Origin of the sequence: Pseudomonas sp. NCCP-436, from assembly GCF_019656335.1 — a bacterium.
Classification (GTDB): Bacteria; Pseudomonadota; Gammaproteobacteria; order Pseudomonadales; family Pseudomonadaceae; genus Aquipseudomonas.
Genome location: NZ_BPLZ01000001.1, coordinates 15,265 through 33,610 on the forward strand (window position 1 = coordinate 15,265; position 18,346 = coordinate 33,610).

Consider the following 18,346-nt stretch of genomic DNA (forward strand, 5'->3'; position numbering starts at 1 on the left):
CCGCATGCCAAATCCTCTCGACACCACTCGCCAGGCCTCGGTCAGCGCCAGCCTGACCCAGGCGGTTCTGCACGCGGCCGCCCGCCTGGGCCTGGATCGGCAAACCCTGCTGGCCCGCTGCGCACTGCAGGAACAGCAGTTGGCCGATCCTGACGGGCGCATTCCATTCAGTGCTCAGGAACGCCTCTGGCAAGAGCTGGACAACAGCCTGCAACATCCTGAACCCGGCCTGCTGCTGGGACGCAACCTGGCTCCCGGACCATTCAGCGTGCTCAGCTACCTGCTGCAGTGCAGCTCCACACTCGGCGATGCCCTGACCGCCGCGCTCCGCTACCAGCGACTTGGCGGCGAAGGCGGCCAACTGCAACTGGAGGAGCGCGGCGAATCCCTATGGCTGCTCTACCGGCCCCTGCACCCGGAGCATCCTGCCACCCGCATCCGCGTGTTGGCGATGCTGGCCTGCTGGGTGCAATCCGCCACTCCCCTGCTGGATGATTTCCATCTGCTCGGCGCCCAGTTCCGTCACGCTGAACCGGCGGATCCTGGCCCCTATCAGGAGGTGTTCGACTGCCCCCTGCAATTTCTTGCCAACGACTATGCCATCGCCGTACCCCGCGACCTCTGCCGGCAACCGCTGATGCAGTCCAACCCGCCCCTGCAACAGCTACTGCGTGCGCATGCCGAAGCCCTGCTGGCACGCCTGCCCAGCGCCAGCCTGAGCGCACAGGTGATTGGTCTGCTCGGCGAACAGCTGGCCCATGGCGAACCGGATCGCGGTGAACTGGCACGCCGGCTGAACCTCAGCGAGCGCACCCTGCAGCGCCGCCTGGCCGAGGAAGGCTGCAGCTACCAGCAACTGCTCGCTGACACCCGTCGCCAACTGGCCGAGCAGCACCTGCGCGAAGGCCGCCTGCCGGCAACCGAGATAGCCCTGCTGCTGGGTTACTCGGAACCCAGCGTGTTTTTCCGCGCCTTTCGTCAATGGACAGGCCTGACTCCTGGCGAATACCGCACGCGCCATTGCCGGGAACCTGCGACATGAATCCGCCGACCGGCAGCTGCGACTGAGTGCTGAACTGATCCTGATCAATAAACTAGTGGCTGACAAAGGATAGCCTTGATATCAAATTGCCATACACCTATTGCAGCCATGTCCCAGACCCACCTGCTGCTCCGCCTAGCGGATACCGACACTCGCCAGCAAATCACCCGACTGCTGGATAGCCAGGCTCCTCACTGCCAGGTCATCAATGACATTCAGGACTGCCAGCACATGCCGCTGTGTCGCTGGATTCGCCCGCTACCTTCGACCAGCCTGGGCACACTGCAGGCCAGTCTGGACGATGCCATCGAGGTACTGGAGCGCAGCCGGCATGCCTTCAAGTCGGCGCAGCTGGCTGAGTTGCGCAAGCGCCTTTGTCAGGTACGCGAAGAGTTGTCCAGCCTGGGTAACTGCGGTAAAACCTAGCCTCAGTAGGTTCCGCCCCATGCGGAGACCGGCTTTGCCGGGCAGGACACAGGGCCTGCAAGACAAAGCGCCGCCGACCACCCTCTCCAAGAGGCCCGGTCGACGGCGCTTTTTTTGTGTCTGGCGTTTGAGCATGAGGACGATATGGGCAACGAACAAGAATTCCAGGATCTGCTCCAACTTATCGCCCCTGATCCGGACGAACTGCACCAGCGCCTGGATTTCCTCGACTGGAGCCAGGCCGATCAGGAATGCCTGATGCTCCGCGCCGAACAGGTTCACCAGGCCAACCAGCGCTTTGTCGAAACCTTCTACCAACAACTGGCGCACTACCCGATCGCCGCAGCAATTCTGGGCGATCCCGCCGTCAGCGAGCGTCTAAAACAGCGTCAGGCCGAGTACTACCAGAGACTGTGGCAGGGTCAGCTGGACGAAGCCTACGTTCTCGAGCGCCTGCGCATCGGCTGGGTACACCATCGCACTGGCGTCGACCTTAAATGGTATCTGGGCGCCTATCGCCTGTACCTGGATCAGTTACTCAAGCACCTGCTCAATGACTCAGCAGCCGTGGCCTGCTTCTCCAGCCTGGTGAAGAAAGTGTTCTTCGATATCGGCCTGGCGCTCGACAGCTACGGCGCAGCCCAGCGCAAGGCTCTGCAGGACAGCGAGGAGCGCTACGCCCGGGCCATGCGGGGGGCCAACGACGGACTCTGGGAATGGCAGCTGGAACAGGATCAGCTGTACCTGTCCGAACGCTGGGTGCGCATGCTCGACCTCGACCGCGACAGCCTGGAACCCACCAGTCACAGCTGGTTCAGCCGGGTGCATGGCGACGACCTGCCGGGCCTGCGTCAGGCCATCGACAACCATCTGCGCGGCATCACCCCTTTCCTCCATCACGAGTACCGCATCCGCCGCCGCGACGGCAGCTACCTCTGGGTACTGGTACGCGGCGTGGCCGACACCTGCAGCAGTGGCCTGCGACGCATCGCCGGCTCGCAGACCGACATCAGTCAGCGACGCAGCGCCCAGGAACAGCTGCATCATGCCGCTCGCCACGACCCACTGACCGGTCTGGCCAACCGCGCCCGCCTCTCCGAACTGCTGCAGCAGGCCGTGCAACAGCGCCAGCGCCCCGGCGCACGCGAGACCGCACTGCTGTTCATCGACCTCGACCGTTTCAAGCTGATCAACGACAGCCTCGGCCACCAGACCGGTGACCGGGTGCTGGTGGAGGTTGCACGGCGCCTGCGCCAGTGCCTGCGTCCCGGTGACCAACTGGCCCGTTTCGGCGGTGACGAATTTGTTGCACTGCTGACCGACCTGGCCTGCATGAACGATGCCGAGCGGGTCGCCCAGCGCATGCTGGACGCCCTGCACATACCGCTGTATCTGCATGAACAGACTCTTTCGGTCAGTGCCAGCATTGGCATCGCCGCCCTTCAGGAAAGCGGCGAGCCGCTGGATCCGCTGCAGGCGGCCGATCTGGCCCTGTACCGCGCGAAGAAAGCAGGCAAGGCCCAGTTCGCTCGCTACAGCATCGAACTGCAACAGCAGACCCAGCGCCAGCTGGCACTGCAGAATGCCCTGGCCCAGGCTGGCGAGCGTGGTGAACTGTACCTGGTCTATCAGCCGATCTGCCGGCTGCAGGACGATCAGTCACAGTTGACCGCTGTCGAAGCGCTGCTGCGCTGGCGCCATGAAGGTCGTGACATCTCACCCCTGGAATTCATCCCCAGCCTGGAAGAGTCCGGTGGGATCATCAATGTCGGCGACTGGGTGCTGCGGGAAGCCTGCAGTCAGGTACGCAGCTGGCAGAAGCTCGGCCTGCCGCATCTGCGCTGCTCGGTGAACCTTTCCAGCCGCCAGTTACAGCAGAACGACTTTGCTGCTCGGGTCGCCGACATCCTCCAACAGACCGGCCTGCCACCGGACAGCCTGGTGCTGGAGATCACCGAAAGCCAGCTGATGGCCGACAACGCACAGAACCTCGCCTGCCTGCGCGAGCTGGCAAGCCTCGGCATCCAGCTGGCACTGGACGACTTCGGTACCGGATATTCCTCGCTCGGCTACCTCAAGCGCTTTCCTCTGCATATCATCAAGGTGGACAAAAGCTTCATCGCCGGCGCGCCCCACGATACCGAGTCGCGCGCCATCAGCCGGGCGATCATCGGCCTGGGCCAAAGCCTTGGTCTGACAGTAGTGGCCGAAGGCGTCGAGCGGCAGGCGCAACTCGACTTCCTCAATCATGAGGGTTGCCACTACGCCCAGGGCTACTGGTTCAGCCGGCCCCGTACCCCGCTCGCCATGCAGCGCCTGCTAAGCGGCGAGGACTGTTTCGACGGACTCTGGTGCCGTCTGGACGAACAGGCATTGGAGGTGCCGGTATGAAGCTCAACCTGCCGGTGACTGGTCGGCAGATCGATATGCCCGCCCACACCAACATTCTCTCCACCACGGATCTGAAGGGCTCACTGACCTACGTCAACTCGGAGTTTGTCCGCTTCAGCGGTTTTACCGATCAGGAGCTGATCGGCCGCAACCATAACGTGGTGCGCCACCCGGACATGCCACCAGCCGCCTTCGCCCATCTGTGGCAGACGCTCAAGACCGGGCGCTCGTGGATGGGGCTGGTGAAGAATCGCTGCAAGAACGGCGACCATTACTGGGTCAGCGCCTACGTCACTCCTGTGATCCGCGACGGCCAGGTGATCGAATACCAGTCGGTACGTACCACCGCCAGCCCCGCACAGATCGCCGCAGCCGAACAGCTTTATACGCAACTACGCGCCGGCCGCCGACCTCTGGCAATGAAGCGCCCGCTTCTTAATCCGGCTGTCCGCCTGACACTGGCCGGCCTGCTCCTGCCAATAGCTGGTGCTCTGCTGACGGCACTGCTCCTGCAACAACCGCTGACACCTCTGCTGCCGGGCTCGCTACTGGCCGGTGCAGCGCTGGCCACTCTCATCTGGACTGGCCTGGCGCCATTGCGCCGGCTGGCTGAACAGGCTCGCCAGCAAGCCGACAATCCGCTGAGCCAGTACCTCTATACCGGTCGCCGCGACGATTTCGGTGCCATTGCCTTCGCCCTGCAAAGCCTTCAGGCCGAGAGCAGAGCCATGGTCGGACGCATTAACGACTCTGCCCGCCAGCTTGGAAGTGAAGCCGAACAATTAGCTCAGACGGTGGAACACAGCAGCCGGGCCGTGCAACAACAGCAACTGGAAACCCAACAGGTCGCCAGTGCCATGGATCAAATGGCAGCCAGTGTTCAGGAGGTGGCCCGCAACACGCAGTACAGCGCCAGCGCCGCCAGCGAAGCGGATCAGGAAACCGAAGACGGCCGCCAGTTGGTACAGGCGACCGGCGAGCAGATCGCCATTCTCGCCGAGACGCTGCACACCAGCCTGGAGCAAGTGCGCCAGCTGGCCGCCAGTAGCGAGCAGATCGGAAAGGTGCTCAGCGTGATTGGCGATATCGCCGAGCGTACCAATCTGCTGGCGCTCAACGCCGCCATCGAAGCAGCCCGCGCCGGCGAGGCCGGCCGCGGCTTCGCCGTGGTGGCCGATGAAGTCCGTGCCCTGGCCAAACGCACCCAGGCCGCCACCCTGGAGATCAACAGCATCATCGCCGGCCTGCGTCAGAACATTGAGTCCGGCATCAGCGCCATGAACACCAGCGCGGAACATGCCCACACCATCACCAGCCAGGCTCGACAGGCGGCCGTAGCACTCGAACAAATCAGCGACCGGGTGAGCAGGATCAGTAACATGAATCTGCAGATTGCCAGCGCCGTGGAGCAGCAGAGCATGGTCAGCGAGCACATCCAGCGCAGTCTCAATGCCATCTGCGAATCGTGCGGTAGCACTGCAGAGGCCAGCGAGCGCAGCCACAACAGTTCCGGGCAGCTCGCGGCGCTGGCAGGGCGCTTGCAACTGCTGGCCGAACAGTTCTGGAACCAGCGGCGCGGCCTGTCCGGATGAAGGCCGTGGGGGCGACCTGCTAAAGTGAAGGGCCAGACATCAGGAAGCCCCCATGAGCCGACTCGCCTCGATCAAGTTTTCCACACTCGACCTGGCGCCGATCCGCGACGACGGCGATGCCGCCCAGGCCCTGCACAACTCGCTGGCCCTGGCCCGGCACGTCGAAAGCCTCGGTTTCGAGCGCTTCTGGGTAGCTGAGCACCACAACATGGACGGCATCGCCAGCTCCGCCACCGCCGTGCTGATCGGCTACCTGGCGGCCGGCACCTCGCGCATCCGTATCGGCGCCGGCGGCGTGATGCTGCCCAACCATGCGCCGCTGGTAGTAGCCGAGCAGTTCGGCACCCTTGCCACGCTTTACCCCGGTCGCATCGATCTGGGCCTGGGCCGCGCGCCCGGCGCCGATCATTACACCACACATGCCCTGCGCCGCAGCCGTGAGGGCAGCGCCGAAGACTTTCCCAACGATGTCGAGGAGCTGCAGGACTACCTCGGCCCGCGCCGGGAAAATCAGCGGGTAATCGCCATGCCCGGCAGCGGTACCAAGGTGCCGATCTGGCTGCTCGGCTCCAGCCTGTTCAGCGCCCAGCTAGCCGGCATGAAGGGCCTGCCGTACGCCTTCGCCTCACACTTCGCACCACGCTACCTGCATGAAGCGCTGCGCATCTACCGTAATCACTTCCAACCCTCCGAGGTTCTCGACAAACCCTACGTGATGCTTGGCGTACCACTGCTGGCGGCCGACAGCGACGAACAGGCGCAGCACCTCGCCACCTCTGCCTACCAGCGTATCCTGGCCCTGGTGCGCGGCCAGAGTCTGGTGCAACGACCACCGGTAGCGAGCATGGACGGCCTCTGGTTGCCCCACGAAAAACAGGCCGTGGGTGAATTCCTCGGTCTGGCGGCCATCGGCGGCCCTCAAACCGTGCGCCAGCGCCTGGAACAACTGCTGGAACAGACCGAAGCTGACGAGCTGATCTTCACCTGCGATATGTACGACTTTGCCGACCGTCTGCACGCATTCGACATCCTGGCCGGCCTGCGCGACAAATAGGGCCGAGCCGTTGCCCGCTCGGTCCTTGGAGTAACTGGCAACAACCTCAAACCTGGGTAAGCCTGCACAACTTTCCGGTTGCTAGCCCGGCATAGGCATTTCGCGAATGCCAGAACCTCTCAAATGGCGCTGCCGCAGCGCAGCACCCGGCCACGGACCAGCACATTGCGCTGTTCGTCGTAGAGCCAGGCCTGCGCCTTCATCAACTGCTGCCGCGCCTCGATGCGGTAGCGCCGGCCGGCGACGAAGTCGTCGTGACGCAGACGGATCTCGCAGATCATCGGCTGCGGTTCGCTCAGCGAGCCGCTCCCCAGACCACCGCGCTGCACCTCGAAGCGAAAGCGCACCTGCAGTTCGTGCGCCCCCGGCGACAACTGAAAGTAACGGCCATCCGGCCAGCGGCGGCCGTCCAGACGATCGGCCATGAGCAGGGTATCGGCCGTCGAATAGAGTTCCACCCAGGCCTGCTGCGGGTCGGGCTCAGGCAACGGCGAAGCACAGGCACTGAGCAGCAGCAAAGAGAATACAAAAGGCAGAACGCGCATGAATATCTCCGGGCTGGTGGGACTGCAACCAGCCTACACCGGAAAACCGCCACTGCCGAGCGCCCCTGATTCGCTTCAGGACTGGAGCCTCAGGCCATGATCAGCTAGCGTGAGGCCATGCGAATACTTCACTCAGGCGCCATCATGCGTCTCGTGGCCGCGGCCGTACTTGGCATCCTGCTGACCGGTTGCTCGACCCTCGACTATTACTCCCAGCTCGCTGCCGGCCAATGGCAATTAATGCAGGCACGTCAGCCAGTGCAGCGCCTGCTCGACGATCCCTCCTCCGACCCGCAACTGAGCCGACGCCTGCGCCTGGCACAGCAGGCGCGGGACTTCGCCAGCGACAACCTTTATCTGCCGGACAATCGCAGCTACCGACTATATGCGGATATCGGCCGGCCCTTTGTGGTGTGGAACCTGTTCGCCACCGAAGAGTTCGACCTGGAGCCGAAGCTGCACTGTTTCCCCATCGCCGGCTGTGTTGCCTATCGCGGCTACTACCGTGAAGCTCGCGCCCGCGGCGGCTCCGCCCTGTTGCGCGAGCAGGGCCTGGACACTTACATCGGCGGCGTGGAGGCATACTCCACCCTCGGCTGGTTCGACGATCCGCTGCTCAACACCATGCTGCGCTGGAACGACCAGCGCCTGGTCGCAGTGATCTTTCACGAATTGGCACACCAGCAGTACTACCTGCCGGGAGACACCGCGTTCAACGAATCCTTTGCCACCTTTGTCGAGCGCGAGGGCCTGCGCCAGTGGCATGCAGCACGCGGCGAAGAGCCGCCAGCAGCCGATGATCGGCAGCGTCAACAGTTCATCGAACTGGTACTGGCCAGCCGTGAGCGCCTGCGCCAGCTCTACGCCGGCACACTCTCTGCAGACGCCATGCGCGCGGCCAAGCAGGCCGAGTTCGACCGTCTGCGCCGTGAATACCATGCCCTGCGCCAGCGCGAATGGGCCGGCAACGGCCGCTACGACGCCTGGATCGAGAGCCCGCTGAACAACGCCAAGCTGCTGCCCTTTGGCCTCTATGATCAATGGGTACCGGCTTTCGCCGCGCTGTTCGTCCGCCATGGAAGTGACTGGCCAGCCTTCTACGCTGCCGTGGCGACGCTCGGTTCGCTGCCTCCGGCGCAGCGTCAGGACGAACTGCAACGCTTGTTGAAGGAAGGTTAGAACTGTCGGGCAAAATGCCAGTCCAACCAATCAGGTTTCGCCCAACACCGGAGGTACAAGCGATGCAACCTGTCATTCCCGCCCTGGCCCTGATGCTGTTCGCCGGCAGCGCCCTTGCCGCCCCCAAACCCTGCGAGGAACTCAAGGAAGAAATCGAGGTTAAAATCCAGGCCAACAACGTGGCCAGCTACACGCTGGAAATCGTGCCCAACGACGAGGTTGAGGATCAGAGCATGGTCGTCGGCAGCTGCGACGGCGGCAGCAAGAAGATCATCTACCAGCGCAACGACTGAGCCGGCCTTCTGGCACCGGACAGGAGGGCTCGGCGCAGCGCCTCCAGTGTCTCGAAGTGATAGTCCGGCGACTCACCGAGCAGCTCTTCGCGACTGCCGAATCCGTAGCCTACCGCCACCGACTGCAGACCATTGCTGCGCGCGCCGATCAGATCGTGTTTGCGGTCACCGATCATCAGCGCCGAGCCGGGCTGCAGTCTTTCCTCGCGCAACAGGTGAGCAATCAGCTCCACCTTGTTGGTGCGGGTGCCGTCCAGCTCGCTGCCGTAGATGCGCTGGAAATGCCGGTGAAAGCCGAAATGACGGGCAATTTCCTCGGCGAACACCGTCGGCTTGCTGGTGGCGATGTACAGCGTACGGCCCTGCGCCCGCAGCCCCTCAAGTAAAGCCTCGATACCCTCGAACGGTTGGTTCTCGTACAACCCGGTGACGCGAAATCGCTCGCGGTAATGATTCACCGCCTGCCAGGCAGTATCCTCATCCAGCCCGTAGGTGGCCATAAAGCACTGCAGCAGCGGCGGACCGATAAAGTGTTCCAGCGCGCCCAGATCCGGCTCGTCGATCCCGAGTTTCGCCAGGGCGTACTGCACGGACCGGGTTATACCCTCGCGCGGGTCGGTCAGCGTGCCGTCAAGATCAAAGAGGATGATGGAATGGTGCATGACTGGCGCCTGCTCGGTAACGGAACGGCCCGGAGCATACCTGCCTTTTACGCTTGCTTCATCGACCGAAATGGCGAATTCTGGATAAAAAAAGGGATGGCCATGGCCATCCCTGAGTGGTGAGGTGGTGAGACCTCTCTATGAAAAAGGGGGTGATTCAGCTCCGCGTACGGCTGGCCGGACGAACCGAACCAAGGTAAACGCCGGCAGCATCGGGCCACATCCGGCGTGGCGGATGCAGGGCAATAAACAGCGGCTTAACGTAAGGACGAGCGGACGGCTTGGACTTCATCATCGCTTGTGCTCCACTCACTGCTTCAGGGGAACCAGACGCGGTGCAATCATGTTTTCCGGGCGCAGGATGTCGGCCAGCGTGGCCTCGTCCAACAGCCCTTCCTCACGCACCAGTTCCAGTACGCCACGACCGCTTTCCAGCGCCACCTTGGCAATGCGCGTGGAGTTCTCGTAGCCGATGTAAGGGTTGAGTGCGGTGACCAGGCCGATGGAGTTCTCCATCAGCTCGCGGCAACGCTGCTCGTTGGCGGTGATGCCGTCGATGCACAGCTCGCGCAGCATGTCCATGGCACGGGTCAGCAGGCGGATCGAATCGAAGATCTTGTAGGCGATCAGCGGTTCCATCACGTTCAGTTGCAGCTGGCCGCCCTCGGCTGCCAGAGTCAGCGCCAGATCGTTGCCGATCACCTCGAAGGCGACCTGATTGACTGCTTCCGGGATCACCGGGTTGACCTTGCCCGGCATGATCGAGCTGCCGGGCTGGCGCGGCGGCAGGTTGATCTCGTTGATACCGGTACGCGGGCCGCTGGAGAGCAGACGCAGGTCGTTGCAGATCTTCGACAACTTGACCGCAGTGCGCTTGAGCATGCCGGAGAATAGTACGAAGGCGCCCATGTCGCTGGTGGCCTCGATCAGGTCGGCTGCCGGACGTACCGGATGACCGCTGATCACCGCCAGACGCTTGACCGCCAGAGCCTGGTACTTGGGATCGGCGTTGATCCCGGTACCGATGGCGGTACCGCCAAGGTTGACCTCGGTCAGCAGCGTCGGCGCCAGCATCTTCAGGTGCTGCAGATCTTCGCCGAGCGTAGTGGCAAAGGCGTGGAATTCCTGGCCGAGAGTCATCGGCACCGCATCCTGCAGCTGGGTGCGGCCCATCTTCAGTACGTGGTCGAACTCCAGGCCTTTGGCCGCCAGCGACTGGATCAGCTTCTCCAGGGAGTTGAGCAGGCTGTCGTGACCGAGCAGCAGGCCGAGACGGATGGCAGTCGGGTAGGCGTCGTTGGTCGACTGCGCCATGTTCACATCGTTGTTCGGGTGCAGGTACTGGTACTCGCCCTTCTCGTGGCCCATGGCCTCCAGAGCAATGTTCGCGATGACTTCGTTCGCGTTCATGTTGGTCGAGGTACCGGCACCACCCTGGATCATGTCCACCACGAACTGGTCGTGGAACTCACCCTGGATGATGCGGGCGCAGGCCGTGCTGATCGCCGTGTGCTTGGCGGCGGACAAATGGCCCAGCTCGCGGTTGGCGTCGGCCGAGGCCTGCTTGACCATCGCCAGTCCGATGACCAGTTTCGGGTAGTGCGCCAGCGGTACACCGGACAGACGGAAGTTCTGTACGGCACGCAGGGTCTGAATACCGTAGTAGGCATCGGCGGGGACTTCCAGAGTGCCAAGGAGGTCTTTTTCGATGCGGGTGGATGCAGCAGCGGACATGATAGACATGACTCTCGGGGTATACGGCAGGTGCCGCGATGCCGCGTAGATTAGGTGCTCAGCCCAATGAAAGGCCAATGCCGTTGGTTGCTACCCTATGCACAATCGGCATAATGTCCGGGTGACTTTCCTGAGTGATCGGGCGTACCGCGATGACAACCGATCAGCTCTTCGTCGATTTCGGAGCCCTCGATGAATCTGGAAACCAAATGGCTGGAGGACTTCATCGCTCTGGCCCAGACCCGCAGTTTTTCCCAGGCGGCGGAAAAACGCTTCGTCACTCAACCTGCCTTCAGCCGGCGCATCCGCAGCCTGGAAAGCGTGCTGGGCCTGACTCTGGTGGATCGCACCTGCACGCCCATCGACCTGACCGAATCCGGGCGGCTGTTTCTGGTCACCGCACGCAACATGGTCGAACAGCTCGCCGAGACCGTGCGCCACCTGCACCATCTCGAAGGCCAGCAGGGCGAAGTGCTGCAAATTGCTGCGGCACACTCGCTAACCCTGGCCTTCTTCCCCCAGTGGATCGCTGCACTGCGGCGCGACGGCCTGCCGCTGACCACCCGTCTGGTGGCAGCCAACGTCGGCGAGGCGGTGCACCTGCTACGTGAGGGTGCCTGCGACCTGATCCTTGCCTACTACGATCCGGATGCCGCGCTGCAGATGGATCCGCAGGTATTTCCCTCGCTGCACCTTGGTACTACGGCGATGCTGCCGGTGTGCGCCACCGATGCCGATGGCGCTCCATTGTTCGATCTCGACAGCGAACAGAGCATTCCGCTGCTGGCCTACAGCTCCAGTGCCTTCCTCGGCCGCACCCTGAAGCTGCTGCTGCGCCAGCGGGTACTGCGTTCGACAACCGTGTATGAAACCGCCATGGCCGACAGTCTCAAGAGCATGGCCCTGCAGGGGCTGGGGGTGGCCTGGGTGCCGCGTCTTTCGGTCAACGCAGAACTGGCGCGTGGCGAACTGGCGATCTGCGGCGGCGAACACTGGCACATCCCGCTGGAAATCCGCCTGTATCGCTGCGCACTGGTGCGCAAGGCGGCGGTTCGCCTGCTCTGGCGCAAGTTGGAAAGCGGCGAGGTGGGCCAATGAAAAACGCGCCCGCAGGCGCGTTTTTCCAGCACGTCCGGATTACTTGCCGGACTTGATGGTATTCCACACACGGGTGCGCACACGCTCAATCTTTTGCGGCAGCGGCTTGAGCACATAGAGGCTTTTCTGCGCTTCGGCATCGGGCGTCAGATCCTTGTTGCCGGCAATCTCCTGCGATACCAGCGGCAAGGCGCTCAGGTTGAAGTTCGGGTAGCCCAAGAAGTCGGTGATCGGAGCGATCACTTCAGGCTTGAGCAGGTTGTCCAGGAAAGCATGAGCCTCGTCGACGTTCTTGGCATCCTTGGGAATGGCGAAGGAGTCGAACCACAGCGGCGCACCTTGCTTGGGCAAGCGCCAGTCGACCACCACGCCGTTGCCGGCTTCCTTGGCACGGTTGGCAAACTGGAAGAAGCTGCCCGAGTAACCCACGGCCACGCAGATGTCGCCGTTGGCAATATCGGTCATGTACTTGGCCGAATGGAAGTAGAGCATGTACGGGCGGATGCTGAGCATCAGCTCGGCAGCCTTGTCGTAGTCCTCGGCCCTGGTGCTGTTGGGATCCAGATCCAGGTAGTGCAGGGCGATGGGCAGAATGTCGGTGGGCGAGTCAAGCATGGCTACACCGCATTTGGCGAGCTTGGCCATGTTCTCGGGTTTGAACACCAGGTCCCAGCTGTCCACCGGCGCATCTTCACCCAACGCTGCCTTGACCTTGTCCGGGTTAAAACCGATCAGCACGGTGCCGTACATGTACGGTACGGCGTACTGGTTGCCCGGGTCGTTGGTGCCCACCAGCTCCAGCAGCGCCGGATCCAGATGCTTCCAGTTCGGCAGCTTGCTCTTGTCCAGCGGCAGGTAAACGCCGGCGCCGATCTGATGTTCCAGGAAGGTGTTGCTTGGCACCACCAGATCGTATCCAGAATTGCCGGCCAGCAGCTTGGCTTCCAGTGCCTCGTTGCTCTCGTAGGTGTCCCATTTCAGCTTGATGCCGGTTTGCCTGGCAAAGTCCTTGGGCACCGACGGCAACATGTAGTCGGCCCAGTTATAGACATTCAGCTCCTTGGCCTGCACCGCACCGCTAAGCAGGGTGGCGCCGCACAGGGCGGCACCGAGCATCCGTTTGATGGCTTTCATCGTTTCTCACCCCTGATGTGTCGTTGGTCTTGTTTTGAGCCAGCCGCCCATGGCCGGATGGGCGCCCTCAGGCGCCCTCGAATCCTTCCAGCACGTTGACCGCGTTGACCCCGATCGCCTCAACCGCATAGCCGCCCTCCATGACGAACAGGGTCGGCAAGCCCAGCGCGGCAATACGTCGCCCCATGGCCAGGTAGTCCGGACTGTCGAGCTTGAACTGCGAAATGGGGTCGGCCATGTAGGTGTCGACGCCCAGCGACACCACCAGAACTTCGGCACCGTACTCGGCAATGCGCTGACAGGCCTGTTCCAGCGCCTCTCCCCAGACATCCCAGGCGCTACCCATCGGCAATGGGTAGTTGAAGTTGCAACCCTCGCCTTCACCCTCGCCGGTCTCATCGGCATAACCGAGAAAAAACGGGAACTCCTCCGCCGGGTCGCCGTGGATCGAAGTGAACAGCACGTCGCTACGCCGGTAGAAAATGTCCTGGGTGCCGTTACCGTGGTGGTAGTCGACATCAAGGATGGCCACCTTCTTCGCACCCTGGTCAAGGAAGGCCTGGGCAGCGATGGCGGCGTTGTTCAAATAGCAGTAGCCCCCCATCAGATCGCCAGCGGCGTGGTGGCCTGGCGGGCGGCACAGGGCGAAGGCGCTATGGGCTCCGGCGACGATCTCGGCCTGGGCACTGAGCGCAACCTGGGCCGAGCTGTAGGCAGCCTGCCAGGTACCGGCCGTAATCGGCGCACCACCATCGAAGCTGTAGTAGCCGAGCTGACCGTGCAGATCGGTCGGCACCACCGCCCTCAGGGTACGGGCCGGCCAGGTGAAGGGCAGCAGGTCGCCCTTGCCACCCTGTGCCTGCCAGCGATCCCAGGCACCCTGGAAGAAGTCCAGATAGGCCGCACTGTGGATGCGCTCGATGGGCGCGCGACCAAAGTCACGCGGGGCGCGTACCTCTCCAAGCTGGCGATCTTTGACCCGCTGGAGAATATGGTCGGCTCGCTGCGGTTTCTCGAAGCAGGGCATCAGTTGCCCGTCGATTAACTCGCATTTGCCGTGGTGCAGATGATGGTCGTCACTGTAATAGGTGAGCATGCAGAACGCTCCAGGCTTGTTGTTGTGCCTGGATTGTTGGCCTGCCCCGGCGTCCGGGAGAACGCTGACAGCGGCCAAAAGGGGATCGAAATGGCCAACCTTGCTATCCAGATCAGCATCCGGACACGGTTGTACCAGGCATGCAAAGCCGTGCGCGAAAACGAGTGCCATCAGGGGCATTGTTGAGTATTTGCGGGAAACACCGGTCGCCAGTGCGCCGGCCAACTGTTCAGGGCGCGCGGAAACGGCTCGGTGGAACGCCGCTCCAGCGCTGGAAAGCATGGCGGAAACTGGCCGTCTCGCTGAAGCCGAGCACCTCGGCAATGCGATACACCGGCCACTGTTGCTCGCCGAGCAGCGCCTTGGCCCGCTCGAAACGCAACTCGTCGAGCAGACTCTGGTAGCTGGTACCCAGCTCCTGCAGGCGCCGCCGCAAAGTACGCGAGGAGCAGTGCAGCTGCTGGGCTAGGTTATCCAGTCCCGGCGGCTCGGCCAGTTGTGCCGCCAGCAACTGGCGCACCCGCTGCAACCAGGCCTGGCGACTGCTGAACTCGGCATTCTGCCGGCGACAGCGCTCCAGCACCTCGCCATGGGTGACCGGATCGGCCAGCGGCAGGCGCCGCTCCAGCAGCTCGGCGGGGAAGGAAAAGGCATTGCGACCGGCATCGAAGCGCAGCGGACAGGGAAAGCTATCGGTATAGCGCCCCACATAGCGTGGCCGGGCATAGGTGAATTCGGCAGACGACAGCGGCAACGGCTGTTGCAGCAGTTCATCGCCGATCAGCTTCAACGAGGCCAAGCACATCTCCACGTTGAACACCTCCAGCGCGGCGGAGTCACGGTAGCCGCTGGCACAGATCCAGGCCTGCTCGCCCTCGACCTGCATCTCCAGCCGGAAATAGGTGCCCAGCAACGCCGGGTACTGCAGCAACAGGTGCCAGGCGTCACCAAAAGTGGCAGCCGACAGTGCGGCGTAACCTAGCAGGCCATAAGAGGAAACATGCAGACTGCGACCCAGCTCAAGCCCCAGATCGGCGCGCAGGGCCAGGGCATTGGCGCATACCTGCAGTTCCTGCGCCCTGGTGATGCGCGCATCCGGATTATCCAGGTCAGCTGCACCAATACCACTCCCGGCCAGCAGTCGAGAGCGCTGCTCTGGCTGGTCGGCGAAACGCTGCAGAATCAGCGAAACCACATGCAGGGTGGTAAGCGGGGCATACAGCATGATGCATTCCGTGTGCACAGATGAGTAAATCAGTAGCAAGAAACGCGCCGCCCAGCCTTGCACCAGCCGCAGCCATCCGGCAGATTGCCTGGCCACTGGCATTTAGCCGCCGCAACGAACAGGACAAATGGTCGTCGCTGATACGCGCCAGCAACGGCTTTACGTTATACTGCGCGGCCTTCGGCCGATTTCACGCGGCCAACCAATCATGACAAGCCACGCAGGTTCGCCCGCGTGGCTTGTTGGTTTTTGATGCGCCGCGAGGCGCCCGAGAGAAGAGGCACGACGATGAGCGCACTGGTTGGCGTGATCATGGGCTCCAAGTCCGATTGGTCCACTCTTAGCCACACCGCCGAGATGCTGGACAAGCTGGGCATTCCCCACGAGGTCAAGGTGGTTTCCGCCCACCGCACCCCGGATCTGCTGTTCCAGTACGCCGAAGAGGCCGAGGCCCGTGGCATTCAGGTGATCATCGCCGGAGCTGGCGGTGCCGCGCACCTGCCCGGTATGTGCGCGGCCAAGACCCACCTGCCGGTGCTCGGCGTTCCGGTGCAGTCGTCCATGCTCTCGGGCGTTGACTCGCTGCTATCGATCGTGCAGATGCCGGCCGGCGTCCCGGTTGCCACCCTGGCCATCGGCAAGGCCGGCGCAGTCAACGCAGCGCTGCTGGCGGCCAGCATCCTTGGTCACCAGCATCCGCAGTACCACGAGGCGCTGAAGCAGTTCCGCCAGGAACAGACCGACAACGTGCTGAACAACCCGGATCCGCGCGAGGCCTGATGCAATGAAGATCGGTGTGATCGGTGGCGGCCAACTGGGCCGCATGATGGCGCTGGCGGGCACCCCGCTGGGCATGGACTTCGTATTCCTCGATCCGGCACCGGATGCCTGTGCCCGGGCGCTCGGTGAGCACATCCGAGCCGACTACGGCGATCAGGAGCACCTGCGTCAGCTGGCTGACGAGGTCGACCTGGTCACCTTCGAATTCGAGAGCGTACCGGCCGAAACCGTGGCCTTCCTCTCACAGTTCGTACCGGTCTACCCGAGTGCGGAAGCCCTGCGTATCGCCCGTGACCGCTGGTTCGAGAAATCCATGTTCCGCGAGCTGGGCATTCCCACTCCGGAGTTCGCCGACATCCAGTCGCAGGCCGATCTCGACGCTGCGGTGGCCGCCATCGGCCTGCCGGCAGTGCTCAAGACCCGCACCCTGGGCTATGACGGCAAGGGCCAGAAAGTGTTGCGCAAGAGCGAAGACGTCGCTGGCGCCTTTGCCGAGCTGGGCAGCGTGCCATGCATTCTGGAAGGCTTCGTGCCCTTTACCGGAGAAGTATCGCTGATCGCCGTCCGTGGCCGGGACGGTGAAACGCGCTTCTACCCGCTAGTGCACAACACCCATGACAGCGGCATTCTTGCCCTGTCCGTCGCCAGCACCGCACACCCACTGCAGGCACTGGCCGAAGACTACGTCGGCCGCGTACTGGACAGGCTCGACTACGTCGGTGTGCTGGCGTTCGAGTTCTTCGAGGTGGATGGCGGCCTCAAGGCCAACGAGATCGCGCCGCGCGTGCACAACTCCGGGCACTGGACCATCGAAGGCGCCGAGTGCAGCCAGTTCGAGAACCATCTGCGGGCCGTCGCGGGTCTGCCACTGGGTTCTACCGCCAAGGTGGGTGAGAGCGCCATGCTCAACTTCATCGGCGAAGTGCCACCCACGGAACAGGTACTGCGCATCGCCGACTGCCACCTGCACCACTACGGCAAGGCCTTCAAGAGCGGTCGCAAGGTCGGTCATGCCACCCTGCGCAGTGCCGACCGGAAGACTCTGGAAGCCGGCATCGAAAAGGTTCAGGCACTGATCGGCAAGTAACTGGTGCAGCGTTCGGAGTCTCAGTCGCACATGGCTCCGAACGCTCTACTGAGCGCCATTTGCACGACAACGGCGAACTGATAGCCCTTTGTATCTGTCTCACAAAATGTCTGCCGCTTCCGCGGCAATTACTGAAGGAGAGACGCCAATGGGTATCATCGGCACCATTATCATCGGCCTGATCGTCGGACTGGTTGCACGCTTTCTCAAACCCGGTGACGACAGCATGGGCTGGATCATGACCATCCTGCTCGGCATTGGTGGCTCGCTTGCCGCTACTTACGGCGGACAGGCGCTGGGCATCTACCAGGCTGGCCAGGCGGCCGGTTTCATTGGCGCAGTAATTGGCGCAATCATCCTGCTGGTCATCTACGGCGCCATCAGAAAAGATTAATCCTTCAGCCCTGCGAGCCGGCCTTGCGGCCGGACTCGCTTCCAATCGCCACGAGACCACTTGCCTCATGCGCCACCTGCTGTTCGCTTTGCTGCTGCTTGCCGGCCTGGCCCGCGCAGAACTGCCGGAAACCGACTGGCTCGACCTGATGCCCCCCGAGGATCGCCAGGCCCTGGAGGAAATGCCGGACATCAGCCACGACAGCCCGGAAGGCAACAGCCTGTTTTACGGCACCAACGGTCTGCGCCAGCAGAATCCGGATCTGCCGGCGGTGATGTACTCCAGCAAGACCGTCCCCGAGCTGGACGGCAAGGCAGTTCGTCTCGGCGGCTATCCGGTTCCACTGGAAAGCGATGCTCAGGGCAACAGCACGCTGTTCTTCCTGGTGCCTTATCCGGGCGCCTGTATCCATGTGCCACCGCCGCCACCCAACCAGTTGGTACTGGTGCACTACCCCAGCGGCCTGCGACTGGACGACATCTATGCGCCGCTGTGGGTCAGCGGCAAACTCCGGGTGGAAAGCGTGAGCAACGAACTGGCCGACGCAGCCTATGCCATGGATGCCCGCGAAGTTCGTGCGGTAACCGACGAAGACCTGGACTGAACCGCCAGCA

The 18,346-nt window shown here is 62.9% G+C and carries 19 protein-coding genes and 1 pseudogene; 13 read left to right on the forward strand and 7 right to left on the reverse strand.

The window, feature by feature from the left end; all coding sequences use genetic code 11:
• Nucleotides 1–4: 4 nt before the first annotated feature.
• From NCCP436_RS00080 to NCCP436_RS00100, 6 genes and pseudogenes are all read left to right on the forward strand, one after another.
• Nucleotides 5–1,042 carry an AraC family transcriptional regulator gene (locus NCCP436_RS00080; RefSeq protein ID WP_220801758.1) on the forward strand — a complete coding sequence of 346 codons (1,038 nt, stop codon included), beginning with the start codon at nucleotides 5–7 and terminating at the stop codon, nucleotides 1,040–1,042.
• 108 nt (nucleotides 1,043–1,150) lie between these two features.
• On the forward strand, nucleotides 1,151–1,468 hold the full coding sequence (locus NCCP436_RS00085; RefSeq protein WP_220801759.1) for a hypothetical protein: 318 nt from the start codon (nucleotides 1,151–1,153) through the stop codon (nucleotides 1,466–1,468).
• Between the two features lie 144 nt (nucleotides 1,469–1,612).
• Nucleotides 1,613–3,859: a bifunctional diguanylate cyclase/phosphodiesterase gene (locus NCCP436_RS00090; protein WP_220801760.1), complete on the forward strand. Its 2,247-nt coding sequence runs from the start codon at nucleotides 1,613–1,615 to the stop codon at nucleotides 3,857–3,859.
• Nucleotides 3,860–3,894: 35 nt separating this feature from the next.
• Nucleotides 3,895–4,185 (forward strand): annotated as a pseudogene (locus tag NCCP436_RS17740) (PAS domain-containing protein); the annotation flags it as partial.
• A 93-nt stretch (nucleotides 4,186–4,278) separates the two neighbouring features.
• A complete protein-coding gene (locus NCCP436_RS00095; protein ID WP_375709458.1) occupies nucleotides 4,279–5,451 on the forward strand; it encodes a methyl-accepting chemotaxis protein in 1,173 nt (390 codons plus the stop codon).
• Between the two features lie 52 nt (nucleotides 5,452–5,503).
• Nucleotides 5,504–6,505, forward strand: a complete 1,002-nt coding sequence (locus NCCP436_RS00100) for an LLM class flavin-dependent oxidoreductase (protein ID WP_220801762.1) — start codon at nucleotides 5,504–5,506, stop codon at nucleotides 6,503–6,505.
• A gap of 119 nt (nucleotides 6,506–6,624) precedes the next feature.
• Here NCCP436_RS00100 and NCCP436_RS00105 read toward each other — a convergent pair whose 3' ends face one another.
• Entirely contained in the window at nucleotides 6,625–7,050 is a 426-nt protein-coding gene (locus NCCP436_RS00105) for a hypothetical protein (protein ID WP_220801763.1), read from the reverse strand.
• 144 nt (nucleotides 7,051–7,194) lie between these two features.
• Between NCCP436_RS00105 and NCCP436_RS00110 the strand changes: the two genes are divergently transcribed.
• Together NCCP436_RS00110 and NCCP436_RS00115 are read left to right on the forward strand one after the other, a co-directional pair.
• Nucleotides 7,195–8,229 (forward strand): aminopeptidase, encoded by a 1,035-nt coding sequence (locus tag NCCP436_RS00110; RefSeq protein ID WP_259651420.1) that lies wholly within the window; start codon nucleotides 7,195–7,197, stop codon nucleotides 8,227–8,229.
• A gap of 62 nt (nucleotides 8,230–8,291) precedes the next feature.
• Nucleotides 8,292–8,522, forward strand: a complete 231-nt coding sequence (locus tag NCCP436_RS00115) for a DUF1161 domain-containing protein (protein WP_220801765.1) — start codon at nucleotides 8,292–8,294, stop codon at nucleotides 8,520–8,522.
• Here the strand turns inward: NCCP436_RS00115 and NCCP436_RS00120 are convergent.
• The 3 genes from NCCP436_RS00120 to aspA all read right to left on the reverse strand — a co-directional run bounded on the left by NCCP436_RS00120 (nucleotide 8,504) and on the right by aspA (nucleotide 10,918).
• Entirely contained in the window at nucleotides 8,504–9,184 is a 681-nt protein-coding gene (locus NCCP436_RS00120; RefSeq protein WP_220801766.1) for an HAD family hydrolase, read from the reverse strand. The genes NCCP436_RS00115 and NCCP436_RS00120 overlap by 19 nt on opposite strands.
• 157 nt (nucleotides 9,185–9,341) lie before the next feature.
• The gene (locus NCCP436_RS00125) at nucleotides 9,342–9,479 is read right to left on the reverse strand and encodes a hypothetical protein (RefSeq protein ID WP_220801767.1); all 138 of its coding nucleotides are present in this window, start codon (nucleotides 9,477–9,479) and stop codon (nucleotides 9,342–9,344) included.
• A 14-nt stretch (nucleotides 9,480–9,493) separates the two neighbouring features.
• A complete protein-coding gene (gene aspA / locus NCCP436_RS00130; protein WP_220801768.1) occupies nucleotides 9,494–10,918 on the reverse strand; it encodes an aspartate ammonia-lyase in 1,425 nt (474 codons plus the stop codon).
• 192 nt (nucleotides 10,919–11,110) lie between these two features.
• Between aspA and NCCP436_RS00135 the strand changes: the two genes are divergently transcribed.
• Nucleotides 11,111–12,016, forward strand: a complete 906-nt coding sequence (locus NCCP436_RS00135; RefSeq protein WP_220801769.1) for a LysR substrate-binding domain-containing protein — start codon at nucleotides 11,111–11,113, stop codon at nucleotides 12,014–12,016.
• Between the two features lie 39 nt (nucleotides 12,017–12,055).
• Here NCCP436_RS00135 and NCCP436_RS00140 read toward each other — a convergent pair whose 3' ends face one another.
• From NCCP436_RS00140 to NCCP436_RS00150, 3 genes are all read right to left on the reverse strand, one after another.
• Nucleotides 12,056–13,150 carry a polyamine ABC transporter substrate-binding protein gene (locus NCCP436_RS00140; protein WP_220801770.1) on the reverse strand — a complete coding sequence of 365 codons (1,095 nt, stop codon included), beginning with the start codon at nucleotides 13,148–13,150 and terminating at the stop codon, nucleotides 12,056–12,058.
• 67 nt (nucleotides 13,151–13,217) lie between these two features.
• Nucleotides 13,218–14,246: a histone deacetylase family protein gene (locus NCCP436_RS00145; RefSeq protein ID WP_220801771.1), complete on the reverse strand. Its 1,029-nt coding sequence runs from the start codon at nucleotides 14,244–14,246 to the stop codon at nucleotides 13,218–13,220.
• A gap of 229 nt (nucleotides 14,247–14,475) precedes the next feature.
• Complete coding sequence (locus NCCP436_RS00150; RefSeq protein WP_220801772.1) at nucleotides 14,476–15,471, reverse strand: AraC family transcriptional regulator; 996 nt, start codon at nucleotides 15,469–15,471, stop codon at nucleotides 14,476–14,478.
• Between the two features lie 288 nt (nucleotides 15,472–15,759).
• Between NCCP436_RS00150 and purE the strand changes: the two genes are divergently transcribed.
• The 4 genes from purE to NCCP436_RS00170 all read left to right on the forward strand — a co-directional run bounded on the left by purE (nucleotide 15,760) and on the right by NCCP436_RS00170 (nucleotide 18,336).
• Complete coding sequence (purE, locus tag NCCP436_RS00155) at nucleotides 15,760–16,251, forward strand: 5-(carboxyamino)imidazole ribonucleotide mutase (RefSeq protein WP_220801773.1); 492 nt, start codon at nucleotides 15,760–15,762, stop codon at nucleotides 16,249–16,251.
• A gap of 4 nt (nucleotides 16,252–16,255) precedes the next feature.
• Entirely contained in the window at nucleotides 16,256–17,338 is a 1,083-nt protein-coding gene (locus NCCP436_RS00160) for a 5-(carboxyamino)imidazole ribonucleotide synthase (RefSeq protein WP_220801774.1), read from the forward strand.
• 148 nt (nucleotides 17,339–17,486) lie between these two features.
• A complete protein-coding gene (locus tag NCCP436_RS00165) occupies nucleotides 17,487–17,732 on the forward strand; it encodes a GlsB/YeaQ/YmgE family stress response membrane protein (protein ID WP_220801775.1) in 246 nt (81 codons plus the stop codon).
• A gap of 67 nt (nucleotides 17,733–17,799) precedes the next feature.
• Nucleotides 17,800–18,336 (forward strand): DUF3299 domain-containing protein, encoded by a 537-nt coding sequence (locus NCCP436_RS00170; protein ID WP_220801776.1) that lies wholly within the window; start codon nucleotides 17,800–17,802, stop codon nucleotides 18,334–18,336.
• Nucleotides 18,337–18,346: the final 10 nt, after the last annotated feature.